The 26,807-nt window shown below is 59.5% G+C and carries 17 protein-coding genes and 1 tRNA gene; 15 read left to right on the plus strand and 3 right to left on the minus strand.

All coding sequences use genetic code 11. The features are described 5' to 3' along the window. Positions 1-2 precede the first annotated feature (2 nt). From CLV65_RS03550 to nucS, 5 genes are all read left to right on the plus strand, one after another. Complete coding sequence (locus tag CLV65_RS03550; protein ID WP_094691286.1) at positions 3-941, plus strand: F0F1 ATP synthase subunit gamma; 939 nt, start codon at positions 3-5, stop codon at positions 939-941. A 14-nt stretch (positions 942-955) separates the two neighbouring features. After that, complete coding sequence (gene atpD / locus CLV65_RS03555) at positions 956-2,437, plus strand: F0F1 ATP synthase subunit beta (protein WP_420848398.1); 1,482 nt, start codon at positions 956-958, stop codon at positions 2,435-2,437. Continuing rightward, the gene (locus CLV65_RS03560; protein WP_094691284.1) at positions 2,437-2,760 is read left to right on the plus strand and encodes a F0F1 ATP synthase subunit epsilon; all 324 of its coding nucleotides are present in this window, start codon (positions 2,437-2,439) and stop codon (positions 2,758-2,760) included. The genes atpD and CLV65_RS03560 overlap by 1 nt, the downstream gene beginning before the upstream one ends. A 1,557-nt stretch (positions 2,761-4,317) precedes the next feature. Beyond that, a complete protein-coding gene (locus CLV65_RS03565; protein ID WP_144441878.1) occupies positions 4,318-4,962 on the plus strand; it encodes a sugar O-acetyltransferase in 645 nt (214 codons plus the stop codon). A 513-nt stretch (positions 4,963-5,475) separates the two neighbouring features. Further along, on the plus strand, positions 5,476-6,345 hold the full coding sequence (nucS, locus tag CLV65_RS03570) for an endonuclease NucS (RefSeq protein ID WP_094691282.1): 870 nt from the start codon (positions 5,476-5,478) through the stop codon (positions 6,343-6,345). A 249-nt stretch (positions 6,346-6,594) separates the two neighbouring features. Here nucS and CLV65_RS03575 read toward each other — a convergent pair whose 3' ends face one another. Further along, the gene (locus CLV65_RS03575) at positions 6,595-7,818 is read right to left on the minus strand and encodes an FKBP-type peptidyl-prolyl cis-trans isomerase (protein WP_094691281.1); all 1,224 of its coding nucleotides are present in this window, start codon (positions 7,816-7,818) and stop codon (positions 6,595-6,597) included. A gap of 168 nt (positions 7,819-7,986) precedes the next feature. On the opposite strand from CLV65_RS03575, the gene CLV65_RS03580 reads away from it, so the two are divergent. From CLV65_RS03580 to clpB, 9 genes are all read left to right on the plus strand, one after another. After that, positions 7,987-9,975: a hypothetical protein gene (locus CLV65_RS03580; RefSeq protein ID WP_094691280.1), complete on the plus strand. Its 1,989-nt coding sequence runs from the start codon at positions 7,987-7,989 to the stop codon at positions 9,973-9,975. Further along, a complete protein-coding gene (locus CLV65_RS03585) occupies positions 9,975-11,012 on the plus strand; it encodes a DUF8094 domain-containing protein (protein ID WP_094691279.1) in 1,038 nt (345 codons plus the stop codon). Before CLV65_RS03580 ends, CLV65_RS03585 begins: the two co-directional genes overlap by 1 nt. Positions 11,013-11,114: 102 nt before the next feature. After that, complete coding sequence (locus CLV65_RS03590) at positions 11,115-12,086, plus strand: tetratricopeptide repeat protein (RefSeq protein WP_094691278.1); 972 nt, start codon at positions 11,115-11,117, stop codon at positions 12,084-12,086. Between the two features lie 159 nt (positions 12,087-12,245). Next, positions 12,246-12,318 (plus strand) — tRNA-Arg (locus CLV65_RS03595). Positions 12,319-12,616: 298 nt separating this feature from the next. Continuing rightward, positions 12,617-13,003, plus strand: a complete 387-nt coding sequence (locus tag CLV65_RS03600) for a Rid family detoxifying hydrolase (protein ID WP_420848395.1) — start codon at positions 12,617-12,619, stop codon at positions 13,001-13,003. A 239-nt stretch (positions 13,004-13,242) separates the two neighbouring features. Then, complete coding sequence (locus tag CLV65_RS03605; protein ID WP_100346273.1) at positions 13,243-14,622, plus strand: amino acid permease; 1,380 nt, start codon at positions 13,243-13,245, stop codon at positions 14,620-14,622. Then, a complete protein-coding gene (argS, locus tag CLV65_RS03610; RefSeq protein WP_094690642.1) occupies positions 14,619-16,391 on the plus strand; it encodes an arginine--tRNA ligase in 1,773 nt (590 codons plus the stop codon). The genes CLV65_RS03605 and argS overlap by 4 nt, the downstream gene beginning before the upstream one ends. Positions 16,392-16,533: 142 nt before the next feature. Further along, complete coding sequence (locus CLV65_RS03615) at positions 16,534-18,036, plus strand: diaminopimelate decarboxylase family protein (protein WP_094690663.1); 1,503 nt, start codon at positions 16,534-16,536, stop codon at positions 18,034-18,036. Positions 18,037-18,720: 684 nt separating this feature from the next. Next, positions 18,721-21,402, plus strand: coding sequence for an ATP-dependent chaperone ClpB (clpB, locus tag CLV65_RS03620; protein ID WP_094690641.1), 2,682 nt, complete (start codon positions 18,721-18,723; stop codon positions 21,400-21,402). 275 nt (positions 21,403-21,677) lie between these two features. Here the strand turns inward: clpB and CLV65_RS03625 are convergent, their stop codons facing one another. Together CLV65_RS03625 and CLV65_RS03630 are read right to left on the minus strand one after the other, a co-directional pair. Next, the gene (locus CLV65_RS03625) at positions 21,678-22,121 is read right to left on the minus strand and encodes a helix-turn-helix domain-containing protein (RefSeq protein WP_244902346.1); all 444 of its coding nucleotides are present in this window, start codon (positions 22,119-22,121) and stop codon (positions 21,678-21,680) included. A 303-nt stretch (positions 22,122-22,424) separates the two neighbouring features. Next, entirely contained in the window at positions 22,425-25,070 is a 2,646-nt protein-coding gene (locus tag CLV65_RS03630; protein WP_094690640.1) for an HAD-IC family P-type ATPase, read from the minus strand. A gap of 359 nt (positions 25,071-25,429) precedes the next feature. On the opposite strand from CLV65_RS03630, the gene CLV65_RS03635 reads away from it, so the two are divergent. Continuing rightward, a complete protein-coding gene (locus tag CLV65_RS03635; RefSeq protein ID WP_094690639.1) occupies positions 25,430-26,776 on the plus strand; it encodes a DNA recombination protein RmuC in 1,347 nt (448 codons plus the stop codon). Positions 26,777-26,807: the final 31 nt, after the last annotated feature.

Genomic DNA, 26,807 nt, shown 5'->3' on the forward strand with positions numbered 1-26,807 from the left:
CCATGGCATCCCAGCTCGCATACAAGTCACGCATCGCCTCCACGAAGTCGTTGGCGAAGATTTTCAACGCCCAGGAGATGATCGCGTCTTCGCACATCGCCAAGGCGCGAGACGTCGCCATGGAAGCGAAGCCATACTCTGATGCGATTTCGGATGCATTGGCCGCTCTCGTAGCACATGCCAAGCTGGATCACCCGATCTTCAAGAAGCATGAGAACAAGCCGAATCACCATGTCGCGGTGCTGGCACTGACCAGTGACCGCGGCATGGCCGGCCCCTACACGTCATCCGTGCTACGTGAAACGGAGACGTTGCTCACGCGACTTGACAGCGAGGGCAAGATTCCGGAGCTGTATGTCTACGGGCGTCGCGGCATCACGTACTACAAGTACCGCAACCGCGATATCAAGGCCACATGGGAAGGCCATACCGACGAACCCGGCGTGGAAATCGCCGAGGAGATCTCCAAGACGCTCCTCGACGCTTACATGAAGCCGGGCGAGCAAGGCGGGGTCTCCGAGCTGTACATCGTCTACACGGAGTTCATCAACATGGTCTCGCAGAAAGTGCGCATCCTGCGCATGCTGCCGGTCCAGGTGGTGACGAAGGAGATTGATCCGAACGCCGAAGGCGCCCAGGAAGAGATCGAGAAGGCACGTGACCTCACGGCACCGCTGTACTCGTTCGAACCCAGCGCCGAGGAAGTGCTTGACAAGATCCTTCCCAAATATGTGCAGTCCCGAATTCACGAGTGCCTGCTGACGGCAGCCGCGTCTGAAACCGCAAGCCGGCAGAACGCGATGCATACGGCAACAGATAATGCCAACAGTCTGATCGATGACTTGACGCGCAAATACAACGCGACGCGTCAGGCCTCCATCACTCAGGAACTGACCGAAATCATCGCAAGTGCCGACGCACTGAATACCTCAGAAGAATAAGGAAAGCCATGGCTATGAATGAAAGTGTGGCCGAGCTGAAGGCGGAGGACAACGCCGCCGCAGCCAAAGGCCGAGTTGTTCGAGTCCAGGGCTCAGTCATTGATGTCGAATTCCCTGTCGGGCATCTGCCTGACATCTACGACGCGCTGACTGTGCGAATCAACAATGTGGGCGCCACCGAAGGCGAGACTCTCAGCGAAATCACGTTGGAAGTCGAGCAGCACCTTGGCGACAACATCGTGCGCACCGTTGCACTGAAGCCGACCGACGGCCTCGTGCGTGGCGCATCCGTGACCAACACCGGCGGCCCCATCGAGGTGCCTGTTGGCGATGTGACGAAGGGACACGTCTTCGACGTGGCCGGCCACATCCTCAACAAGAAGCCCGGCGAGAACATCACCGTGACCGAGCGCTGGCCCATCCACCGCAACCCTCCGGCATTCGACGAACTGACGTCGAAGACCGAAATGTTCGAAACGGGCATCAAGGTCATCGATCTGCTCACCCCGTATGTGCAGGGTGGCAAGATCGGTCTGTTCGGCGGCGCAGGCGTGGGCAAGACCGTGCTCATCCAGGAGATGATCCAGCGCGTGGCGCAGAACCACGGCGGTGTCTCCGTGTTCGCTGGCGTCGGCGAGCGTACCCGTGAGGGCAACGACCTCATCGGTGAAATGGACGAAGCTGGCGTGCTTGAGAAGACCGCTCTGGTCTTCGGCCAGATGGATGAACCGCCGGGGACCCGTCTGCGCGTGCCGCTCACCGCTCTGACGATGGCTGAGTACTTCCGCGACGTGCAGAACCAGGATGTGTTGCTGTTCATCGACAACATCTTCCGCTTCACGCAGGCTGGCTCTGAGGTGTCCACCTTGCTGGGCCGTATGCCTTCCGCCGTGGGTTACCAGCCGAATCTGGCCGATGAGATGGGCGCCCTCCAGGAGCGCATCACGTCGACCCGAGGCCACTCCATCACGTCTCTGCAGGCTATCTACGTGCCTGCTGACGATTACACGGACCCGGCCCCGGCAACGACGTTCGCCCACTTGGATGCAACGACCGAGCTGTCCCGCGACATCGCGGCAAAGGGCATTTACCCCGCCGTCGATCCGCTGGCATCCACGTCTCGAATCCTCGACCCGCGTTACGTCGGCCAGGCTCACTACGACTGCGCCAACCGCGTCAAGGCGATTCTGCAGCGTAACAAGGAGCTGCAGGACATCATCGCCCTGATTGGTATCGATGAGCTCGGTGAGGAAGACAAGACGACCGTTGCACGCGCACGTCGCATCGAGCAGTTCCTCGGCCAGAACTTCTACGTTGCCGAGAAGTTCACGGGTCGCCCGGGCTCCTACGTGCCTGCCGACGAGACCATCGAGGCCTTCACCCGCATCTGCGATGGCGTTTACGACGACGTCCCGGTGCAGGCGTTCTCTGGAATCGGTGGCATCGACGACCTTGAGCGTCGTTGGCACGACATGAAGAAGGAACTGGATGCGTAATGGCAAGCGATAAACCCACCATGAAAGTCACTATCGTGGCTGCCGACCGCCCCGTGTGGAACGGTACTGCGTATTCTGTGGTCATTCCGGCTTCGGCCGGGCAGATGGGTATTCTGCCTGACCACGAGCCGATCCTGACGGTGATCAATCACGGCACCGTGCGTGTGCACAGCACGAGCGGGCACGACCACTTGTTCACGGTCTCTGATGGGTTTGCTGCCTTTGACTCCAATTCCATGACCGTGGCGGTCTCTGATTCCAGTGATGACGAGATCAACAACGCAGGCGCAGCGGATGCCGCGGCTGCGGAGGATGCCGACTGACGGCTGGCGGCGACTGCTGGTTGCGGTTGGTGACGGCTGGTTGCTGAAAGCGGCTGAGGATTGCTGAAAGCGGCCGGTGATTGCCGGCGGCGGTTGGTGACGGCTGGTTGCTGCTATTGGTGGCGATTGGCGGTGGCTGACGGTTATTGCGACTAGCGGTCGGCTGACTTCGACCGGTGCGATTGCGCCGGCTGGCGTCGACTGCTGGCAGCCAGTGCTGGCGGCCGGTTGCTGACGGCAGTTGCAAGTTGTTGCTGTTGGCGGACGGTGCGATTGCGCCGGCTGCTGGCTTGCCTTCCGGGCAGGCATCCGCGAAGCGGTTGATTCCGCTGTTATCTCCTAGGCTCTGGGTGTGAGTTCATTCTCACGCCCAGAGCCATTTTTATTGAGAAGCGAGAGGATGCCATATCGGTTGTAATGCCCACCCTGTTTCGGCTGCAATGTGCGAGTGGTGGCTGGCACATAGCCGCGCCGACAGGGATGTGAGGCCGCTATGTGTGAGTGGTGGCTGGCGCATTGGGGGTTGTTCGGTGTGCTTGGTTGGTGGTGGGGTTCTGGGAGTGGCTGCTTTCTGCGGTTGTTGGTGTTTGGGATTGTCGGCGGGTTGGCTATGTGCGAGTGGTGGCTGGCACATTGGCGCGCCGACAGGGGGTGGGGCCGTTATGTGTGAGTGGTGGCTGTCACATTGGTGGGCGGATTGTCGGCGGGTTCGTTATGTGCGAGTGGTGGCTGGCGCATTGCGGTTGTGCGGTGTGCTTGGTTGGTGGTGGGGTTCTGGGAGTGGCTGTTTTCTGCGGTTGTTGGTGTTTGGGATTGTCGGCGGGTTGGCTATGTGCGAGTGGTGGCTGGCACATTGATGGGTCTGAGGGGTTGTTTGGTCCGGGGAGTGGCTTGTTTGCTGGGGTCCGGTTTTGTGATGTGTCCGCCGGGTTGTTATGTGCAAGTGGTGGCTGTCACATAGCCGCGCCGACAGGGATGTGAGGCCGTTATGTGTGAGTGGTGGCTGTCACATTGGTGGGCGGATTGTCGGCGGGTTCGTTATGTGCGAGTGGTGGCTGGCACATTGGGGGTTGTGCGGTGCGCTTGGTTGGTGGTGGGGTTCTGGGAGTGGCTGTTTTCTGCGGTTGTTGGTGTTTGGGGTTGTCGGCGGGTTGGCTATGTGCGAGTGGTGGCTGGCACATTGGGGCTGTTTGGGTGTTCGCTGGTGTGGGCGGTTGGAGGGAGTGGCTTGTTTGCTGGGTTTGGTTTTGTGGTGTGTCCGTCGGGTTGGTTATGTGTGAGCGGTGGCTGTCACATTGGTGGGCGGATTGTCGGCGGGTTCGTTATGTGTGAGTGGTGGCTGGCGCATTGGGGGTTGTGCGGTGTGCTTGGTTGGTGGTGGGGTTCTGGGAGTGGCTGTTTTCTGTGGTTGTTGGTGTTTGGGAGTGTCGGCGGGTTGGCTATGTGCGAGCGCCGGCTGACACATTGGGGTGCCGGCATCCGCTTCGGTTGACTATGTGCGAGTGGTGGCTGTCACATTGGCGCGCCGGTAGGCGCGTCGCCCTGTACGCTTGGGGTATGAGCGAGAAAGAACGCATGCTTGCTGGCGAGCTGTATTTTGCCGATGATCCGGAACTGAATGCGATGCGCATGAAAAAGCGCAAGTTGGAGCGTGAGTTCAACGACACGCCTTACGACGCTTTTGAACTTAGAGCCAGCATCATCCGTGAACTTTTTGGCTCGACGGGCAAGAATTGCTACGTGGAGCCGCCATTCCACTGTGATTATGGCTGCAACACGCAGGTCGGTGATAATTTCTACGCGAACTTCGACTGCATCTTCCTCGACGTGGCGCCCATCACCATTGGGAACAATGTGTTCTTCGGTCCGCGTGTCGGGCTGTACACCCCGTACCATCCCATCGATGCCGGCGTGCGTGGCGAGGGGTTGGAAGGCGGCCGACCTATCACGATCGGCGACGATGTGTGGTTCGGCGGCAATGTGGTTGTCTGCCCCGGCGTGACGATTGGTTCCGATGTGGTGATTGGCGCAGGCAGCGTTGTCGTGCATGACATTCCGTCGCATTCGGTGGCGGTGGGCAATCCTTGCCATGTGATTCGGCAGATCAGTGATGCAGATCGCGAATACTGGGAGGGAAAAGCACAGCAGTATCGTGCGCAGGTGAATGCCGAGCGCGCCGCCGCCGAAGCCAACAAAGCGTGAGCGCCGGCGACTGACAGTCGGGATTGCCTGAGGTGAGTCCATGGGTTGCGTGTGCCTGCGCAGGTCGACAGGGCGTGGGTGCTTGAGTGGGTTGTTGATAAAGCATGATCCAGAGCAGGGCGGGGAAGCGTGAGTGCCTGCACAAGCCCACGCATGAGTGCCCGGGGCGGCAGATAGTGTGAGTGCCGCGACAAGCTGAATGGCAATGCCCTTGTAGCCCATGCGGTATAAGTGCCTCAGAGATACGGCGGCCACACGCTTAACTGCTGTAATCGGCGATTTCTGAGCGATGCAATGGCTTGCAGCTTTCCGCTAGGTGCGCTGTGCGCTGTGCGTCGTATGCCGTGCGATGTATACAGTGCAATCCTGCGTTTTTCATCGTGGGTCCTGCATCGTGTGCTCTGCGTCGTGCAATCTGCACCATGCGCTGCGCAATGTACACAATGCGATGTACTGGGCCCATCTCGGCGCTGTGCGAGCGCCTTCCGTAGGCGTCTCCCGTATACTGCTTGTGTGCGAATCATTGTTGCCGATTGTTCCGCGGTGTATTCAGGCCGCCTCAACGCGATGCTGCCGCGCGCCACGCGTGTCATCTTGGTGAAAGCGGATTCCAGTGTGCTGATTTTTTCTGAACTGGGGTCTTACAAGCCGCTTAATTGGATGGCTGCGCCGTGCACAGTGCATGAATACAATCCCGACAGCGAAAGATGGGAATCGCTGCTGAGGGATGTCTATGTGGACGATGACGCGGACGACGCCGATTGTGATGCAGATGAATCTGCTCCCGATTCCTCAGACAACGAAGCAAACACTTCCACCGACAACCGTGCGAGCAGCTCCTCGATTGAGGATCCGCACGCGGAAGGCGCATCTTCGCAAGAAGCTCCGTCCGTGCCAATCGCTTTTCTGCGTGCTTGCGCCAACAAGGGGCCGGACATTCTCACGATTGCCATCTACGCGGTGCATTCTGACCAGACCTTCGATCTGGGGGTCGATCCCGGGCTTGTCAAGGACGGCGTGGAGGACCACCTGCAGCGTTTCCTCGCCGAACAGATTGAACGCATCGGCAAAGGTGCGCAACTCGTGCGTCGCGAATATCCCACGGCGGTCGGTCCGGTCGACATCATGGCGAAAGATGCCGATGGCACGCATGTGGCCATTGAGATCAAACGCCACGGCGGCATTGATGGAGTGGAGCAACTGACGCGGTATTGCAAGCTGCTCAACCGCGATCCCTTGCTCGCCCCGGTCCGGGGGATTTTTGCCGCCCAGACCATCACCCCGCAGGCGCGCGTGCTGGCAACCGAGCGTGGTTTTGAATGCCTGATTTTGGATTATGACGATATGAAGCAACAGGATTCCGGCGACATCACGCTTTTCTGATCGTTCCGTTGGAACCCATGGCTTGATGAAACAGCGCGATGAGACGGCGCGATGAGACAGCGCGATGAGACGGTGACAAAGCAACAATAAAAAGGCGGCGGTGCATCAGGGGTGAGAACCTGGTGCACCGCCGCCTTGTGATATCAGGCTTCGCTAGGCGCGACTGATTGCTTGTGCAGGTGGACGGCTGGCGCTTTCGGAGGAAAGTCGCGCGCCGTCAGTTGCCGCTAAATATCAGTCGCTGTGCCGTCACTTGCTACTGCTGGAATAGAGGATGTCAACCACGAAGATGAGCGTGGAATTGGCCGGAATCGATCCCTGCGCGCTGGAGCCATAGCCCAAGTCCGGCGGAATGATCAGCAACACCTGGGAGCCGACCTTCTGCCCGACAAGCCCCTGCATGAAGCCCTTGATGACCGAATCCTCGCTCATCGTCAGCTGCGTGGACGTGCCGTTCGACCAGTTGGAATCAAACTGCGTGCCGTCCGTCAGCCAGCCGCTGTACATGACGTCGAGGGTGTCGCCTTGCTGCACGGTGGCACCGGTGCCTTGGATGAGCGTCTGCGACACGAGGCTGGTCGTCGAACCGCTGTAGGTGCTTACATCGATGGACGGCTGGCCGGTGGAGGCGTCGCGCGTGACGGTGGGCAGTCCGCTGGGCAGATCCGTGACCTCGGTGCCTTGTGCGCGAGTGGCCGGTTGCGTGGCGCTCATGATCGTGAACACCCACAGGTAATGGCTGTTGACGTTTGTGGAGCTGGTCGAATCGGAGCTCGACGAGCTAGTTGAATCTGAGCTGGTGGAATCCGAGCTGGCGGAATCCGAGCTGGACGCGCTGGCGGAATCCGAGGCGCTGGACGACTGCGATTCGTCATCCACGACGGTTGCGGTGAAATCATTGAGCGCGGCGAGTGAGGACAAGCCGGTGCTGGATGCTGATGCACTTGCGAGGCGTTGCGCGGAATTTGTGGCGGTGGCTGCCGAATTGGCTGCCGAATCGGAGCTGGAGGAGCTGGTTTCGTCAAGGTTGTAGCCGATGGCGATGGTCGTGTGCACTTTCTGCCCCACGAGCAGCCCGTAATAATCGGAAGGCGTTTGCGACTGGGTGATCGTGGCGCAGTCCACGGGGTCGGATCCCCAGGAGGACGACAGCACAGAGCCATCGTCGGTGTTGACGAACATGTTTTGCAAGCAGATGCGCTGGCCGTCTTGCACGGTGTCGCCATCGCCGGTTTGCAAGATCGCGTATGAGTTGTTGTGCACGGTGTACGGCAGCGAATCAAAAGAAACAGTAGGCTGCTCGCCCAGGTTTCCGGTGGCGGTGATGCCGTCCATGTGGGTGAAGCTTGTGGAAGCGGTGGGGCTGGACGTGGTGGAGGCCTGCTTGGAACCGCATGCGCTGGCTCCAAGGCTCAATGCACAAGCGCAACCCAACGCGGCAAGGCGTTTCAGCAATGTTGTATTAAGTGCCATGTGCTAAATCGTAGTAGATGCCTTGCCCAGTCAATGTGGCTTTCTGTGAGCGCTGGGGCAGTTGGATTGGCGCAGGGGATTCTTTCGATTAGCTGTGCGAATTGCCGCGATTCGTTGGGGTGGGGGCGGGGTTGGGGGCGGTTGGTAAAATTTATCGACATGAACGATATGAACCCACAAGACGATGCCTATTCCCCTGATGGCAGCCGGTCGGACACCAATGAGCCGGTGTTCGACTTCCCAGCCGGCGGGGATACGCCGGCTGAGCACAACGAGCCGCATGATGATGGTCCATATCACGGGATTTCATTTGACGATTCCACACTGGGCACGATTTCCATGCATGATGAATTCTCTGGTCTGACGTCGGATGGCGCTGTGTCTGCCGCCGATGACAAGGATGATCAGGGTGACCAAGATAATCAGGATGGCGTTGGGGCTGACGCCAGCCAGCGTGATGAGATGCCTGCCACCGCGACAGCGCAGGACCCGGCGGCGCAGGACCCGGTGGCGTCCATGCCTCAGCCGGACGCATCCACGCAGCCGGATGAGACTGCATATTTCGCAGCAGCACAGCCCGATGGGGCAGCGCAAACTGATGGGGCAGCGCAAACCGACGAACCAGCGCAAACCGATGAGCTAGTGCATGCTGACGAGACGGCGGACAAGTCGTCTTTCGCCATGCCATCCACTCCGATGCATGTGGGCAATCCCTTCGGCAGCGCGTTTGATTTTGCCAAGCATGATGATTCCAGCAAGGGCGACAACAATAACGCGACGCAGAATTCCGCCTATGCCAAGGCGCGTGCGAAGCGCAAGGATTCGAAGTCGAATGCCTCTTCCAAACGCGTGGCGATCATGCGTGGTGTCATCACGCCGCTTTTCGGAGTCATCGCCGTCATCTCTTTGATTTTTGGAATACTTAATTCTACACTGTGGAAGCCGCAGCATGACATTTCGGCAAGCACAACGCAGGTGTCCACACAATACTTGGCGACGATTCCCGGCGTCCTGCAGCTGGTGGACGACAGTGTGACCGTGGACGTGAAGGCGGAGGACCCCAGCACCGAGCTGTGCATGGAGGTCTCGAATCAGAACGATGTTTCGTCATGGCTTGATGGAGCGGTCTATACGCAGGTTTCCGGAATGGAATCATGGAGCGCATTGCAGACGCAGCAGGCGAAGACCGGTGAGGCTGATACCGCTGAGGGCGCTGACAGCCTCTCGTTCAAGGACTCCGATCTATGGACCCAGGCGACATGCGACACTGGCGAAATCTCCGTTGATTCGCTTACTTACAATCCACAGGATGCTTTGATTGTTGTGTCTAATCCAGAGAATCCCGGAATGTCGGATTCCGCGGCGAAGCCATACACCCTTACGTTGAGATGGCATCGTGATTCCGCGCCGAATTACGCAATGCCGTTCTACGCCGTTGCGCTGTTGTTCGCGCTGCTTGCCGTGCTTGCCGCTACTGTGTTTTCACGTGAACATGCCGGCAGGCGCGTGGCAGGTGAAGACGAGGTGCCGCTGTGGGAGCAGACCGCCGTCATGATGCGTTTGCGCCACAAGTCCTTCACCTCGCATCGCGGCGATGCCCAGTCGGCTGCTTCCGTTGACGAGGGGAACCACACGGTGTCATCCGTCGACGTGAACGACGGTCAAGGTGTAGAGATCAAGGACGAGCTGGGCGAGATTACGGCGTCGTATTCCGTGCAGGACTTCCGCGATTACTTCAACCAGTTGCAGAACGAGAACCCTGATCTTTCGGCAAGTTCTGTGCTGGAGGATGTGGTGGCGACGACTGGCAGCATGCCGGCGATCACCAATGAAAAATTCCGTCCTGAACCGCGGCATGCCGATACGTCCGTTGACACAGAGACGCCCCACAGCAATATCGAGAATGACGGCACTGTGGATGATGAAACGGTGGATGACAATGCAGCAGGGGATGCCGGAACAGACGGCGATTCGGCGGCGGACAGCGCTGCTGAAGCCACGGCAGCCTCAATGAACAGCGATCAGACGGAGGACGTTTCGACAGGCGAACAGTCGACGGAGGAATCCACAGCGGAGGAATCCACAGCGGAGGAATCCCAGACGGAGGAATCCCCGACCACTGAGCAAACCGGCGACGAGGAAGGAGCCCAGCTGTGATGTCACGACATGCATTCACACGATGCTCGGCCAAGAAAACCGCGGCAGCAGTCCTGTCCATGTGCCTTCTCGGTTCGGTTGCTGCATGTTCCGAGCCGCTGCCGACCGTGCAGACGCGCATGGGGCAGCTCACATCCAATACCCAGAACGTCGAGACAGCTGTCACCGAGGACCAAGAGAAAACGATCCGCTCTCGCATCCTCGAAGTGGTGAACGAGGCAACCGCGGATCATGACGCCTCCAAGCTCGCGTCACGAGTGACGGGACCGGAACTCGACGTGCGCACCAGCGAGATAGCCGTCTACACCGCCACAGGCAATGCCTCGGACATCACCGAACTGCCTGCCGACGCCTCCCAAGTGAACCTGCCTATCACCACCACATGGCCTCGGTCCATTTTCACATTCACCACGACCACCAGTGACCAGCAGTCACAGCGTCTTCTGGTGATGACGCAGGATTCCCCGCATAGCAACTACAAGCTGTGGGGTGTGTGCCCGCTGTTCCAGAACGCTTCGATGCCGGCGTTCTCCGTGGACGGCAGCCAGCTGGGCGAGGCGGACGACAGCGGATTGGTCGCCACCCCCAAGGACGCGCTCGCCCAATACGCGGATGTATTGCAAAACCGCGATTCCAGCCAGTATGCCGCGCAGTTTGAAGACGACCAGTTGCGCGACAGCGTGAAGTCCGTGGCAGACAAGATCCAGGCGACGTTCAACTCCAGTGGTGTCACGTTCAGCCAGGAAGAAGTATTTTCGCCCGATGATGCGCAGATTGAGGTCATGCGTACCGCCGATGGCGGCGATCTCGTGGTCGGTCGCATCAATTCCGTGTGGACGAGGCGCTTGGATTCCAACCGACAGGCTCTGCCGGCGTCCGATGCTGAGCGTGCGCTGTTTGGCGGGGCGACTGCCACCAGCACGATCCAAGTGACGTATGTGAACACCGTGGCGCTGTATGTGCCGCCGGCGGATTCCGGCCAGCAGATACGCGCCGTGGGTGCGCAGCGCCAGCCCATTCAGGTGGCGGCTGTCTGACACGGACGATTGTCTGGCGCTCTCGTTGTTCTCTACAGTGGTTCTCTACGCGGGCGGTGAAAGTGGCTTGCGCATTGCACGCATATGCGAAAGGATGAAAGCATGGCAACTCCACAACCGAATCTTTCTGCAATGAATCTGGCGGGCGCTGTGGACCTTGAAGGCTTGAAGCACAAGGTCAGCGCCCAAGAAGGGGAGCAGGGTGGCGCCCCCGCGGCCGGCAAGTATGTGATTGATGTCACCACGGCGAGCTTCGAGGCGATGGTGCGCACATCCGCTACGTTCCCGATCCTGCTGCTCCTGTGGGTCAAGAATGATGACCGTTGCTTCCCCATGGCGCGAAAGCTTGCCGACATCGTCAACGGCAAGGATGGCCAGCTGCAGCTCGCCCGCATCGACGTGACGGAAAGCCCCGAGATCGCGCAGGCGTTGCGCATCAAGGGCGCTCCTGCGTTGTTCGCGCTCATCAACGGCCAGCCCATGCCGATTCTCGAAGGTGTGCCGCATGATCAAGAGATGCAGCAGATCGAGGATGCCGTGATTCCGCAGATCCTGCAGGTCGCAAAGCAGGCGGGCGTGGCTGGCACTGCTCCGATGAGCGGTGGCGGCGACCAGTCCGCCGATGAGGGTGCGTCCGCCGATGATGCCGCCGAACAGGAGCAGGTGCCCCAGGCGCATCAGCAAGCCGATGAGCTCGCCAAGTCCGGGGATTATTCCGGAGCCGCGGTGGAATACGCTCACCTGATGGAACTCGACCCCCATGATGTGCGTGCGGCGCGCGAGCATTCGAAGTGCCTGCTGCTCGCCCGCAACGGTGCTTCCGATGTGCGCGCAGTGCGTGAAGCGGCTGCCGCCAAGCCTGACGATGTGGAGGCGCAGCTTGATGTGGCTGATGTCGACATGATCGGCGGCCAGGTCAAGGACGCTTTCGACCGTCTGCTGGACTTCCTTGCCGCGCATCCGGCCGACAAGGAATCGGTGCGTGCGCGTTTGCTGGAATACTTCGCCATGTGCCCGGCATCCGACGCACGCGTGGCACAGGCACGTCGCCGTCTGGCGACACTGATGTACTGATTCGGTGCGCGGATTCCGTTTGGCGCATGGGTCCATTGGGCGATGAACCCATGCGCCACAGTCGCCACATTGGCGTTCTGCGCTGAATCGTGGTAGCGTGGCGAAAGCGCGTTGTGCCATTGCACCGTCTGTGGCGGTGTGCGTGGCATGCGATGCAACGGGCTTGTAGCTCAGTGGATAGAGCGTCTGTCTCCGGAACAGAAGGTCGTGGGTTCGAATCCCATCAAGCCCACAAGGCATACACACGTCATATGTGTGTATCTTTCTGTGTGTATCTTTTGGGGCTTTTTCTTTTCTCCTGCTTTTCCTTCCGTCTTCTTCCCCTCGTTCCCCTCGCTCTCATTTTCCTCGTTCTTTTTAATGTGGATTTCTGGCATGGGCTCATCGTGTAGTGCCTCTGTGGCTTGGAATCGGTGATGATTCATGCGGTTCGCGGTGATAATATCGGCGCAAACCGCATCGAACGCGGCGGAAAGGCTTTGACGCAATCTCACGATCAAGGCTTCTCAGGATTCTACGGAAGGCATATCATGGCAGATCTTGAAGCAATCGCTACCTCGAACGCACCTGCGGCACTGGGCGCTTACAGCCAGGCAGTGCGCGCCAACGGCTTCGTGTTCGTCTCTGGGCAGCTGGGCATCGACCCCGCCACGGGCAAGCTCGCCGGCAGCACCGCCGCCGAGCAGGCGGCGCAGTCGCTGAAGAACATCACGAATATTCTCGCCGAGGCGGGCTTGGGCACCGACCGCGTGGTGCGCGCCACGATTTACCTGCACGACGTGGCTGATTTCAAGGCCGTGGATGCCGAGTATGCCAAGGTGTTCGGCAATGGTGTGAAGCCGGCACGCGTGGCGTTCGGCGGCAACGATCTGCCCACCGGCGCGCTTGTGGAGATCGACGCCATCGCAGCCGAGTGAGGCTGAGCCGATTTTTCGTGCCCCGCGTCTACGGTTAGGTGCGTGGTCATGGCTTCGAACGTGCACAGATCCTTGCGGAATCATCGCACGTCCGAAGCCATGACAAAGGCAGAAAAGGACGGCACATGACCCAGAACGACAACACACAGGCCCATGGCTTGCACAACACCCAGCAGGGAAGCACCCAGAAGGGCAACACCCAGCAGGGCAGGCCTGCGCACGATCAGCTGACGCGCTCGATGGAATCGCGCCATCTGACGATGATTTCTCTGGGCGGTGTCATCGGCACCGGCCTGTTCGTCAGTTCCGGCCACACGATCCATGACGCAGGTCCGTTCGGCGCTGTGCTTGCCTACATCATCGGATCCGTGCTTGTCTATTGCGTCATGCTGTCGCTGGGCGAACTATCCGTCGCCATGCCTTATGCCGGCAGCTTCCACCTGTATGCCCGCCGTTTCATCGGCCCGGGCACCGGCTTCACCATCGCAATCCTTTATTGGCTCAACTGGGCTGTGGCGCTTGCCTCGGAATTCACGGCGGCGGGATTGCTCATGCAACGGTGGTTCCCCAATTCATCCGCATGGGTGTGGAGCGCGGCGTTCATCGTGCTTGTGTTTTTGCTCAACATCCTGTCGGTGCGTTTGTATGGCGAAGCGGAATTCTGGTTCGCCAGCATCAAGGTGCTCGCGATCGTGGCGTTCATTGTCATAGGTGTGCTTGCCATCGTGGGCGTGTTGCCCATTTCGGGGCGCAGCTCGGCGCCGGGATTGTCGAATTTCTGGAATGATGGCTGGTTCCCCAACGGTGTGGTTCCGGTGTTTTCAACCTTGCTCACCGTCGTGTTCGCGTTCTCCGGCACCGAGGTGATCGGCGTGGCGGCGGGAGAAACGAAGGATCCGGGGCGTGCCGTTCCCAAGGCTGTGCATACGACCGTGTTGCGTCTGGCGATTTTCTTCATCGGCTCCATCGCCGTCATGGCGGCGTTGATCCCATGGCAGCAGTCCGGCGTGGACACCAGCCCGTTCGTGCTCGTATTCCAAAGCATCGGCATGCCTTTCGCCGGCGACATCATGAATGCCGTGGTGCTCACCGCCGTGCTGTCCGCTGCGAATTCCGGCTTGTATGTGTGCTCGCGCATGGTGTGGTCCCTTGCCAAGGAAAACATGATTCCGCCAGTGCTGGCCAAGACGAACTTCCGTGGCGTGCCGGTGTTTGCCGTGCTTATCAGCCTGGCAGGCGGTCTGCTGGCGTTGTTGTCGAGCGTGTATGCCGCAGACACCGTCTACCTGGCGCTGGTGGCGGTGTCCGGACTCGCGACGCTGCTTGTGTGGATTTCCGTGGCTGTGTGCCATATACTGTTCCGCCGCCAGTTGGCTCGCGAAGGCAAATCCACGGATTCCTTGGGATACAAGGCTCCCGGGTATCCGATCGTGCCGATCGTGGCGATTGTGCTGTGTGTCTTCTCGTTGGTGCTTGTCGCGTGGGATCCCACGCAGCGCAGCACGCTGCTCATGATGCTTCCGTTTGTGGCGTTGTGCTACGGCTTCTTTTATGCTCGGCAGGCGTGGAGGCGCAAACACGGCTCTTGTGCAACGCCCTCGCTAGACTTTGAAGAATGAATCCTGAAGCACTCGCAAGCATTATCGAACGAACAGCCCATGACCTTGCAGCCTCTGGTGAGGCGGGCCAGTTGGCTGATGACATGATTCCCGCCAAGGTCACGGTGATGCGACCCAAGGATCGCTCTCACGGTGACTGGGCGACAAACATCGCCATGCAGCTTGGCAAGAAGGCTGCGATGAAGCCGCGCGACTTGGCGCAGCTGTTCGCGGATCGTCTCGCTGCCGCCGATGGCATCGCTTCCGTCGAAGTGGCAGGTCCCGGATTCATCAACATCACGCTGGATTCCGCTTCCGCGGCAGCCATCGTGGACCAAGTGCTGGCGGAAGGTGCGCAGTTCGGTCGCAACACCCATCTGGCAGGCCGCACGCTCAATCTGGAATTCGTCTCTGCCAACCCCACCGGCCCGATTCACATCGGTGGCACGCGCTGGGCGGCCGTGGGCGATTCCATGGCGCGAGTCCTTGAAGCCAACGGCGCCAAGGTCGTGCGCGAATACTACTTCAACGACCACGGCACGCAGATTGACCGTTTCGCCAAGTCCCTCGTCGCTGCCGCTCACAAAGAGCCGACCCCTGAAGATGGCTACAAGGGCGCCTACATCGACGAGATTGCACAGCGCGTCATCGACGAAGCGAAGGCTGAGGGAGTGGACGTGCTCGCGCTTCCCCGCGTCACCGGCGAGGACGGTGCGGAGGGCGATTCGCAGCAGCGTGAGGAATTCCGCCGTCGTGCAGTGCCGATGATGTTCGCCGAAATCCAGCAGTCGATGAAGGACTTCCGCGTCAACTTCGACGTGTGGTTCCATGAGAACAGCTTGTACAACAACGGTTCCGTGGACCGCGCCATCGAACTGCTGCGCGGCAAAGGCGACATTTACGAGAAGGACGGCGCCACCTGGTTCGCCTCCACGAAGTACGGTGATGACAAGGACCGTGTCATCATCAAATCCGATGGCAACTACGCGTATTTCGCTGCTGACATCGCCTACTACTACGACAAGCGTCACCGCGCCACCGACCCGGCGGACGTCGCGATTTACATGCTCGGAGCCGACCACCACGGTTACATCGGCCGCATGATGGCCATGTGCGCGGCATTCGGCGACAAGCCCGGCGTCAACATGCAGATTCTCATCGGTCAGCTCGTCAACGTCGTCAAGGACGGCAAGCCCGTGCGCATGTCTAAGCGCGCCGGCAACGTCGTCACCATCGATGACCTCGTGGAAGCCATCGGCGTGGACGCATCGCGTTACTCGCTGGCGCGCACGAGCTACGACCAGTCCGTCGACATCGACCTGGATCTGCTCGCCAGCCATTCCAACGACAACCCCGTCTACTACGTGCAATATGCGCACGCGCGTTCCAAGAACGTCGACCGCAATGCCGCTGCGGCGGGCATCACTCGCGATGGCGCCGACATGTCGCTGCTGAGCACCGAAGCGGATGGCGAAGTGCTGGCGCAGCTGGCGCTGTATCCGTCGATGCTGGAGCAGGCGGGCGACGAACGCACCCCGCACCGCGTGGCTCACTACCTGGAGGAGCTTGCCGGACGTTACCATAAGTGGTATGCGGCAGAGCGCGTGGTGCCGATGGAACTGACCGATGCCGAGGCGCGCGGCGATGCCAAGGACGTGGAAGCCCTACGCATCGCAAAAGACCCGGAGCCGGCCCGCGCCGCAGCGCGTCTGGCGCTCAACGACGCTGTGCAGCAGGTCATCGCCAATGGTCTGGATCTGCTGGGGGTGTCGGCGCCCGACGCCATGTGACTGACGGTCGGTGCCGCGCCGGATGGCATGGCACCGGTGGCAGTGCTTGGGGCGCCAGGCACTGCCTGATTCGAGAAGGAAGACGTGAATCATGAATGCAACGAATCCTCCCAGCGGGGCGGGCGTGGCAGGCGCCACGAAAATGAGCGCGGTATGGCCTGCCGCCACGCGACGCGATGCCCAAGGCAACATCTCGTTCCACGGTTATGACGCGCTCGATCTCGTGCAGCGCTACGGCAGCCCGCTGTATGTGATGGACACGGATGAGGTGCGCCGCCGCGCCAAGTATTTCGTGGAGGCGGCGCGCAATGCGTTCCCCAACACGACCACCCACGTGAGTTTCGCGGCAAAGGCCTTCATCAGCAAGGAAATCTGCCGCATTGTCGCCGAAGAAGGCATGACGATCGACACGTGCACCTTGGGCGAGATGCGCATTGCGCTCGCCGCCGGAGTGCCCGGACGTCGCCTTGTGCTGCACGGCAACAACAAGACGGATGAGGAAATTGCGCTCGCCATCGACAACGATTTCGCCAAGATCGTGCTGGATTCCCCGGACGAGGCGGCGCGTGTCGAACGCATCGCCCGTGCTCACGACAAGCGCGCCAAGGTGATGCTGCGCGTGACCGTGGGCGTGCATGCCGGCGGTCACGAATACATCTCTACTGCCCATGAGGACCAGAAGTTCGGCGTGCCGCTGCTGGCCCCCGGTGCTTCGGCATCCGTGCTCACCGGAGAATACGATCGCCCCGATGAGGTGGAGCACGCTTCGGAGGCGGAGCCTGACGATGCACCGCGCATCAACTCGTTGTATGCCATTCCGCCCAGCAAGAAGGACCGCAACCCCAAGCTCGAGGCGGCACTCAACGCATTGGCGGATGGCCCGGCGATCGCCGCTCTCAAGGACATCCGCAAGCGTGATGATTACCTGGAGCTCGTGGGCGTGCACTCGCACATCGGTTCGCAGATCCATGACGCGGATGCTTTCATCGAAGCGGTGGGACGCGTGCTGTTGCTGCGCAAGACTTTCTATGCGACGGACGGCTACGTGCTGCCTGAAATCGACCTTGGCGGCGGCTACTCCGTGCCGTATCTTGATTCCGATTCGTCGATGGATGTGGCGGCCACGCTCAGGCGCATCGCCAAGGCGTTCACCGCGGAGATCATGAAGGGGCTGCCTGCCCCTGTCGTGAGCTTCGAGCCGGGCCGTTTTATTGTGGGGCCTGCGGGCGTGACGCTGTATCGCGTGGGCACGGTCAAGCCGGTGGTGTTGTCCGACGGCACCACGCGCACTTATGTCTCGGTGGACGGCGGTATGTCCGATAACATTCGCCCGGCGCTGTATGGCGCCGATTATGAGGTGGAGCTTGCCAATCGTGTGGGTTCTGGCACCAAGATGCTGGCGCGCGTGGTCGGCAAGCACTGCGAATCCGGCGATATCGTGGTCAAGGATTGCCACCTGCCCGCCGACATCAAGCGTGGTGACATCCTCGCTGTGCCGGTGACCGGTGCGTATGGCCGCACGATGGCGAGCAACTACAACCAGGCGCTTCGCCCAGCCGTTGTAGCGGTGAGCCATGATGGCTCGCACGTGATGATTCGACGCGAGACGATTGACGACCTGCTGGGGCTTGATGTGTCGCAGTGAGTTGTGACGCGGTGGGTTGTGTCACGGTGGTTGTGACATAGTGCGTTGTGCCATAGTGGGGCATGACACGGTGGGTCGTGACTCCAGACTCTAGTGCAGGGCCGGCGTTGTGTGGTGGTTGCCGATAGTGGCAACCGGCGCGCAACGCCGCTTTTGTTTTGGGTGTTGGTGAAGTTGGCGTGTTGGTGAAGTTGGCGCGTTGGTGAGGTCTGGGTGGGCGTGGTCTGGGTGTGGGGTTTGCGGTACGCGGGATGGAGCCGGAGTGTGGGTGCGTGAAATGCGGGTGCGGGTGCGTGAAGTGTGGGGTGACGGGTCGCCGACCTCATGACCGACAGCCGATGCCGCGAGCGTGGGGTGTGGGTGCGTGAAGTGCGGGGTGGCGGTATGTGGAATGGAGCTGGTGTATGTGGTGTGGAGTATGGGCTGTGGCGGGGTCATGCCGACAGCGTAATTCTCTGATTTTCAAAAGTTGAGTCTTTACAACTCAAGTTTTGGTTGTATGATTGTTTCAGAACTTCTGAGGGACGGGTTCTGGACGAGCGGCGCTGGCTTGCTGCACAATCGCAACATTCTCAGGCGTGGCAATCGGAACACACATCCTCAGACCATGACAACAACCGAACACAGAACTTCGTAGGCCGTTGGCTTTCAGGCACGGCCTACTAGGTAAAGGAAAGAAGAGATATGAGCATCCAGTTCACTTCGATGGCGCAGGAGGCCATCAGCGACGCTGTGCAGAGCGCCGCGGCAGCGGGCAATCCGCAAATCGAAACACTGCACTTGGCCGACGCATTGCTTCGTCAGGAGAACGGTACGGGGCGTGCCCTCGTCAAAGACGCCGGCGGCGATCCTCAGGCGGTGGGAGCCGATGTGCGCCGTGCGCTCGTGGACCTGCCGTCTGCCACTGGCAGCACCACAACACAGCCTGAACCCAGCCGTCAATTGCAGGCGACACTCGTCAAGGCGCAGGAAGAAATGCAGCGTCTGGGCGACACGTATGTGTCCGGTGAAACGCTGATGATCGCCCTTGCGCAAGACGGCGGTCATATGCAAGACATCCTGACGCGTCACAACCTGACGGCGGATACGCTGCGCAAGGCCATTCCGAAGATGCGCGGTGGCGACAAGAAAGTCACGACCGACAGTGGCGACGGTAACTACAAGGCGCTTGAGAAATACTCCACTGACCTGACGCAGCGCGCGAAGGAAGGCAAGCTCGATCCGGTCATTGGCCGCGACAACGAGATTCGTCGTGTCATTCAGATCTTGTCTCGCCGCACGAAGAACAACCCTGTGCTGATCGGCGAGCCTGGCGTGGGCAAGACCGCAGTCGTCGAAGGCTTGGCGCAGCGTATCGTAGCCGGCGATGTGCCGTCCACATTGCGCGACAAGAAGCTCATTTCGCTTGACTTGGGCTCGATGGTCGCTGGATCCAAGTACCGCGGCGATTTCGAGGAACGCCTGAAGTCCGTGCTTGACGAAATCAAGAATTCGAACGGTCAGGTCATCACGTTCATCGATGAGATTCATACGATCGTGGGTGCTGGCTCCGCCGAAGGCTCGATGGATGCCGGCAACATGATCAAGCCGATGCTTGCGCGCGGCGAACTGCATCTGATCGGTGCCACCACGTTGGACGAATACCGCGAAAACATCGAAAAGGATCCCGCCCTTGAGCGTCGTTTCCAGCAGGTGTTCGTGGGCGAGCCGAGTGTGGAGGATACCGTTGCGATTCTGCGTGGCATCGCGCCCAAGTATGAGGCACACCATAAGGTCACGATTTCGGATGACGCGCTGGTGGCGGCCGCGAAGCTGTCAAACCGCTACATCACCGGACGTCAGCTGCCCGACAAGGCCATTGATTTGGTCGATGAAGCCGCTGCACGTCTGCGCATGGAGCTTGATTCCTCGCCTGAGGAAATCGATGAGCTCAGCCGTCGCGTCGACCGTCTGAAGATGGAGAAGGCATATCTTCTCGGCAATCCGAAGGATAACAAGGCAGCCGGCAAAGCGGAAGCGCAGCTGGATGACAAGTCCCGCGAACGTCTCGCCGACCTCAACAAGGACATCGCCGACCTGAGCGAAAAGCTCGCCGGACTCAACGCCCGTTGGAACAGTGAAAAGGCTGGCCGCAACAAGGTGGGCGACTTGCGCAAGAAGCTCGATGAGCTGATGACGCAAGCCGATCTCGCTGAACGCTCCGGTGACTACGCCAAGTCGTCGCAGATCCGCTACGGTGAGATTCCCAACGTGCAAAAGCAGATTGCCGCAGCGGAGAAGGCTGAGAAGGACTCGAAGGACGCTAGTGCAGCTGGTGCCGATGGTACCGCGGCAAGTGAGCCGATGGTTCCTGATCGCGTGGATGCCGACTCCGTGGCGCAGATTGTCTCGGAGTGGACGGGAATCCCCGTGGGCCGCTTGATGCAGGGCGAGAACGAGAAGCTGCTGCACATGGAGGACTATCTGGGCAAGCGTGTGATCGGGCAGAAGAAGGCGATCGCAGCGGTGTCGGATGCAGTGCGCCGTTCGCGTGCGGGCATCTCCGACCCGAACCGTCCGACAGGCTCGTTCATGTTCCTGGGACCCACCGGCGTGGGCAAGACCGAGCTGGCCAAGGCGCTCGCGGACTTCTTGTTTGATGATGAGAAGGCCATGGTGCGCATCGACATGAGCGAATACATGGAGAAGGAGAGCGTCTCGCGTCTTATCGGTGCAGCGCCCGGTTACATCGGTTACGAGGAGGGCGGCCAACTCACGGAGGCCGTTCGCCGTCGCCCGTACTCCGTCGTGCTGTTCGATGAGGTCGAGAAGGCGCATCCTGAGGTGTTTGACATCCTCTTGCAGGTGCTTGATGATGGACGCTTGACCGATGGCCAGGGTAGGACCGTGGACTTCAAGAACACGATTCTCATCATGACGTCGAACTTGGGTTCGCAGTTCCTGACCAACGAGTCGCTCAACGACGATGAGAAGCATACGGCTGTTATGGACGCGGTGCGCGCTCACTTCAAGCCTGAGTTCCTCAACCGTCTTGACGAGATCATCATGTTTGATCCGCTGACTCGTGACGAGCTCGGTGGCATTGTGGATCTGCAAATCGCACAGGTTGCGGACCGCTTGAAGGACCGCCGTGTGAAGCTCGATGTGACCGATGCCGCACGCGAATGGCTCGCCGACATGGGTTATGATCCCGCCTACGGTGCTCGTCCGCTCCGCCGCCTGGTGCAGACGGAGGTCGGCGATCAGCTTGCGCGCATGATCCTTTCTGGCAGTGTGCATGACGGCGATACCGTGGTGGTGGACCAAACCGGTGGCCAGCATCTGGAGCTCACTGACAAGACCAGCGAGCATCCTCAGACAGCCTGAGGTCTCCTGCCTGAGGATTGCTGAGATCTCAGCAGATCTCTAGGCGTGCGCTCGCTGGACGTTGTGGCATATGACATACGCGATATGGCATGTGTTGCACCGTCCAGCGAGCGTTTTGCGTTTGAGCGTCAGGGCGGATGGAGCGAGTGCGAACTTCGGGTGGATAGGTTCGGTCGTTAACTTTTGTTTACGGCCACTTTTGTTTATGGCAATTCTCAAGCGTCTGCTTGCAACGCTCGTTGTCTGTTTTCAAGATCAGTTTTTGATGTTCATCCTTAAACATCCGTGCCGAGGTCGATGCCGTGAAATCCTTCCCTCTCATCTTGTTCGCGCTCGCGTTCCATTGCGTCAATCTCGAGGCTGATCGCGAATAGGCGAGAAGGGTCTGTGTCCAGGGCGTCCGCAACATGCCAGATCTTGTCAATGCTGAGTGCCTGCTCCCCTCGCTCAATGCGACCCATGTAGGATCTATCCATTCCTGACTTGTGGGCGAGTTCCTCCTGCGATAACCCTCGTGCGAGACGAGTGCGGCGGATGGCGTCACCAAACAGCTTGCGATGTGTGGCGTCTTCCTTGGTTACGCGACCGGTGGAGTGATCGTCGGTATGGGCAGAGTGGTTGTCGACATGGGTGCCTTTTTGAGGGGTGGGGTGTTGTGTGCTGCCTGCTTTCGTCGTTGCCATGTCCACAGCGTGAGCGGAAACAGACAATAAAGCCACGGACTATAATCCGCATTTTTATAATCCGTGGCTTTATTGCGAAAATGTGCTCTGCGAAACTCATGGCAGCGCATCCTGAAATGGGTTGTCTGTCAGTAGCGCATCCATCGGCAGAGCGTCCTGTCACAGAGCGTCCTGTCACAGAGCGTACGCCGACAGCGCATCCGCCGTCGGACAGGTGCCGGTCAGGTATCGGAGCGTCAGGTGACAGCGAGTCAGCTGGCAGCGAGTCAGGCGGCGGTCAGGCGATTGAACGTCCTGCGGTGGTCAGGCGGGGTCGGGCGACAGAATGTCCTGCGGCGGTCAGGCGTTGAGGAACTTCGCTGGGTCCTTCTTGAAGGAGTCGAGGCAATGGGGGCTGCAGAAGTGATACGTCGTGCCCTTGTATTCCCAAGAGGAGGAATCGGCTCCGACGCTCATGCCGCATACCGGATCGGTGAATGTTGCTGTGGATTCTTCTTTCTTCTTGCCAAAATGGAACATGTCGTTACCTTTCTGCGATGTGTTGGTATGCGAGGGTGTGTTGGTGTGTGAGTCCACAATGACCGTGGGCTCGGAGTCCTGGGGCATCGTGGTGGTTGTGTCCGCCGCCACTTTTGCTGAGCGTAGCCTGTTGGCTTTGAGGACGAGGCATATGGAGGACATTGCCATCGCAGCCCCAGCAATCATCGGACTGAGTAGCCATCCGGTGAAGGGATACAGCACACCGGCAGCCAAAGGGATGCCGATGATGTTGTAAGCGAAGGCGAACACAAGGTTCTCTCGAATATTGTGCATTGCTGCCTTCGACAGATTCATCGCGGTAATGACGCCTGTGAGGCTGCCATCCATGATGGTGATGTCTGCGGATTGCATGGCGACGTCTGTGCCTGTGCCCATGGCGATGCCGATATCGGCGGTCGCCAGTGCCGGGGCGTCATTGATGCCGTCGCCCACCATTGCCACGAGTCCATGTTGCCCGGCGTTTTCGGCTTCGCTCTGGATGCGTTCAATCCACTGCGCCTTGCCATCAGGCAATACATTGCAGATCACAGTGTCGATGCCCACCTGGCTCGCTACCGCTTTGGCGGTGGATTCCGTGTCCCCACTGAGCATGATTGTGCGCACGCCACGTGCCTTGAGGGCTGCAATGGCTTTGGGAGAATCCGGTTTGATGGGGTCGTTTGCGTAGCTGATTGCCGGCATGCCTGCAGGTGTGGATGCTGCAGCCGCCTGCCCTTTGTCAGCAAGATGCGCGATGCCTTGGGTGATGGTGCCGGTTTTATCGAATACAACAATGGCAATGTCTTTTGCGCGTTGCAATGCGCTTGCGGATGTGACGAGTACGCCATTGCGAGCTCCCAGACCCAAACCAGCGGTCACTGATAGCGGCGTGGCAAGTCCGAGGGCGCAGGGGCACGCGATGATGAGCACGCACACTCCGGTTACGAGGGCATGGGCGAGGCGTGGCTGCGGTCCCACGGTGAGCCAGATGGCGAATGTCCACAGTGATATGAGAATCACCACGGGTACGAACACCGCAGCGATTTTATCGGCGAGCTGCTGCACCGGTGCCTTTGTCGCCTGCGCTTTCGCCACCATATCGACTATTCCGGCGAGAACGGTGTCGTCGCCGACTTTCGTCGCCTTGACCGCGAGAGGTGCGTCCATCGCCATGGTGGAACCAGTGACGGATTCACCGACCGTGCGCGAGACGGGTCGGGATTCGCCAGTGATCATCGATTCGTCGACGTGGGCGGTTCCTGCCATGATGACACCATCGGTGGGGATGCGATCACCTGCTTTTGCAAGGAAGAATTGGCCGGGTTCCAGCGAATCTATGGAGACGGTGTGGCCAACCCCAGGATTGCGCCAAGCGCCGGATTGCACATCGTTCGGATCCAACACCGTTGCGGTGTTGGGCCTCAGTCCAATAAGGGCGTTCACAGCATTGCCGGTACCTTCGCGCGCTTTGGCTTCCAGAAGCCTGCCTAGCAACACCAATGTGATGACGACGCCCACTGATTCGAAATATGGCTCTCGCGAGCCTTCTGGGAATGCATTCGGAATGATTATCACGGCGGTGCTGTAAAGGTAGGCGGCGAACGTACCCAGGGTGACGAGCGAATTCATCTCGGGGGAGCGATGTGCCATTGCGAGCCAGCCCACACGGTGAATCGGCCAGCCGCACACGAACATCACTGGTGTGATGAGAAGGAACTGCCACAGAGGGTTTGTTAGCCATGCCGGCCACGCGGACGTGTTGACGGACATCGTGACCATTGCGTAGGCAAAAACCGGAATGGTGAGCAACGCGCTTAGCGTGACTCGGCGCTTGAGATCGGCGCTTTCCGCTGATTTTTCACTGGTCGTCTCGGTGCTATCTGTGGCATGAGCGGCGCAAGCAGCGTGGTCTGTGTTGGCATTCGTCAGGGTTGTGCAGTTTTGTGGGGTTGTTTGGTCCGTTGGCGCGGTGTGGTTCATCGGCTCGGCTTCGTCCGTCGGCGCTGCGGGGCGTGTTGATGCTGCCTGGTCTGTTGAAGTTGCGGAATCTGTTGGAGTTGCAGGGGCTGTGTGAATTGCGCGGCTGGACGCGGTGGATTCTCGTGGCGCGACATGCAGCGAACCGTGGACCATGTTCATGCCGCAGGCGAATGGGTAATCCCCGGCTTTAAGGGCGGGAAGTTCCACCACTGTGCGTTGGTTGCCGGGCAGACGTGCGTCAATGCCCAGATCCGAGAAGACGACATGCGATGTGCATTCGCCTGTTTCCTTGCGGTCGAATGTGATGGATGTGGGGAGGCCTTCCTGCAATTCGATGACGGCAGGGGAGTAGCCGCCTTGCACGGTGACATCGATGCTTTGATGACCGTCCTGCACATGGGCGACGCTTCCAGATCGCTTCCCGAAGAAATACCAAATGACAACGATGCTGAGCATTATCGCTGCCGTGATGATGATGGCACCCATCTGGCCTCCGTTCCTGTTTCTCTCGTTCCTTGCAGATTGGGCAGTCCCGGTGTGTCCTGCTGCGGGATGTGTCGCGAAGGAAGAGAATGCGAAAGCCTCGATGTATGACAGACATGCGCTTGGGTCGCGCGCCTGCTTGAAACTTTCGTAATCAACCTACTTGCATATCCATGGGAATGGAACCGTCATGGCAGATGTTCGTTATGCGCGAAATCGCCATGGTGGTGCCGACCATGAGTGTGCTCGAATCGTGCCCGCTGCAGCAGTGGGACTGCTGTTGCTGTGGTTGCCTGCCGTAAGGTTTCAGGCGGGGACGCGCCGTGCGTATCGTCCGATGCGTTTAGTGTACAATCGAACATATGTTCGGTCAAGTCGGAGAGGTCGTCATCCTCATAATCATGACGCTTATCGGCGCGGCGCTGGGCTTCCTGCTCGGTCGTGCCACTGCTTCGCGGTCCTTGCCGTCCGAGGGGCAGTTCCCGGATGCTTCGGATCCGTCCGCTCAGGCGCAAATCGTCCGTCTGCAGGTGCAGCTGTCTGAAGCGCAGTCGCAGGCCGCTGCAGCCAATGGCAGTGCTGCGCAGATGCAGCAGCAGATTGCGTATTTGCAATCCCTTATTTCTCAGTTGCAGCAGCAGGAGGAGGCCAGGGCAAACGCCCAGAAGGATCGCGACGCTGCCCAGCAACGGGAGAAACTGAACGAGCAGGCCCAGCAGAAGGACGCGCAAGCCGTATTGCTGTCGGCTTTCGCTCCGGTGCAGAAGAATCTTGATGAACTTGGCCGTCGCGTGGCGATGATGGAGGAAGCGCGCAAGCAGTCGCAAGGTGCATTAGATGCCAATCTCAAGACCCTGAGCGAACGGCAATTGGAACTCAATCGCGCCACTGCGTCATTGTCGGCGACGTTGAGCAATAACAAGCTGCGTGGCGCTTTGGGCGAAGTGCAGCTGAAGAACATCGTGGAATCCGCCGGTTTGCTTGAGCACGTGGATTTCGAAACGCAGTTCGTGATTGATGGTGGTTCCAAGCGTCCCGATATGGTCATCAAATTGCCCGGTGGAAAGTCCATCCCGGTGGATGCCAAAACACCGTACAGCGATTACAACAAGGCGTGCCAGATTCCGGACTCCGCTACCGGAATCGAGCGCAAGGAAAAATCCGAGCTGCTTGCGAATCATGCAAAGGCCGTGCGTGCACATGTGGATGAACTGGCCAAGAGGGATTACCAAAATTCCCTGCCGGATGCGCCTGATTTCACAATCGCATTCATCCCCAGCGATGCCGTGCTCCAAGCGGCATTGGAAGCGGATCCAAGGCTGCTTGACTACGCCTTTTCGCATAATGTGGCGCTATGCTCTCCGGTCACACTGTGGGCTGTGCTCAAGTCCGTTGCCCACGCGTGGCAGCAGCAGGGGCTCACCAATGAGGCGAAGGAGCTGTTCGATGACGTCAAGGAGCTTTACAAGCGTCTTACGACAATGGGCAGCAACATTGAGAAACTCGGCAAGAGCGTGACGGGCGTAGTCCGGGATTACAACGCTTTCGTCGGTTCTCTCGAAGGGCGCGTATTGCCGCAGGTGCGCAGGATTCAACGAATCGACATCAGCAAGGTGGCGGATCCCGCGATTCAGCTTGATCCGGAGAAGACGAATGTGCGTGAACTGACCGCCGCGGAATTTTCCACGAAAGACGAACAGAACCAATAACCAATAAACCAATAGCCATCGAGTCGTCGTG

The sequence above is a fragment of the Pseudoscardovia suis genome (assembly GCF_002797875.1).
GTDB lineage: Bacteria > Actinomycetota > Actinomycetes > Actinomycetales > Bifidobacteriaceae > Pseudoscardovia > Pseudoscardovia suis.

Coding starts and splice junctions, on each gene's coding strand:
- CLV65_RS03585 (WP_094691279.1), top strand. CDS start 9,975: ATGTCACGACATGCATTCACACGATGCTCGGCCAAGAAAACCGCGGCA.
- argS (WP_094690642.1), top strand. CDS start 14,619: ATGAATCCTGAAGCACTCGCAAGCATTATCGAACGAACAGCCCATGAC.
- CLV65_RS03605 (WP_100346273.1), top strand. CDS start 13,243: ATGGAATCGCGCCATCTGACGATGATTTCTCTGGGCGGTGTCATCGGC.
- CLV65_RS03615 (WP_094690663.1), top strand. CDS start 16,534: ATGAGCGCGGTATGGCCTGCCGCCACGCGACGCGATGCCCAAGGCAAC.
- clpB (WP_094690641.1), top strand. CDS start 18,721: ATGAGCATCCAGTTCACTTCGATGGCGCAGGAGGCCATCAGCGACGCT.
- CLV65_RS03575 (WP_094691281.1), bottom strand. CDS start 7,818: ATGGCACTTAATACAACATTGCTGAAACGCCTTGCCGCGTTGGGTTGC.
- CLV65_RS03630 (WP_094690640.1), bottom strand. CDS start 25,070: ATGGGTGCCATCATCATCACGGCAGCGATAATGCTCAGCATCGTTGTC.
- CLV65_RS03590 (WP_094691278.1), top strand. CDS start 11,115: ATGGCAACTCCACAACCGAATCTTTCTGCAATGAATCTGGCGGGCGCT.
- CLV65_RS03560 (WP_094691284.1), top strand. CDS start 2,437: ATGGCAAGCGATAAACCCACCATGAAAGTCACTATCGTGGCTGCCGAC.
- atpD (WP_420848398.1), top strand. CDS start 956: ATGAATGAAAGTGTGGCCGAGCTGAAGGCGGAGGACAACGCCGCCGCA.
- CLV65_RS03635 (WP_094690639.1), top strand. CDS start 25,430: ATGTTCGGTCAAGTCGGAGAGGTCGTCATCCTCATAATCATGACGCTT.
- CLV65_RS03550 (WP_094691286.1), top strand. CDS start 3: ATGGCATCCCAGCTCGCATACAAGTCACGCATCGCCTCCACGAAGTCG.
- CLV65_RS03565 (WP_144441878.1), top strand. CDS start 4,318: ATGAGCGAGAAAGAACGCATGCTTGCTGGCGAGCTGTATTTTGCCGAT.
- CLV65_RS03600 (WP_420848395.1), top strand. CDS start 12,617: ATGGCAGATCTTGAAGCAATCGCTACCTCGAACGCACCTGCGGCACTG.
- CLV65_RS03580 (WP_094691280.1), top strand. CDS start 7,987: ATGAACCCACAAGACGATGCCTATTCCCCTGATGGCAGCCGGTCGGAC.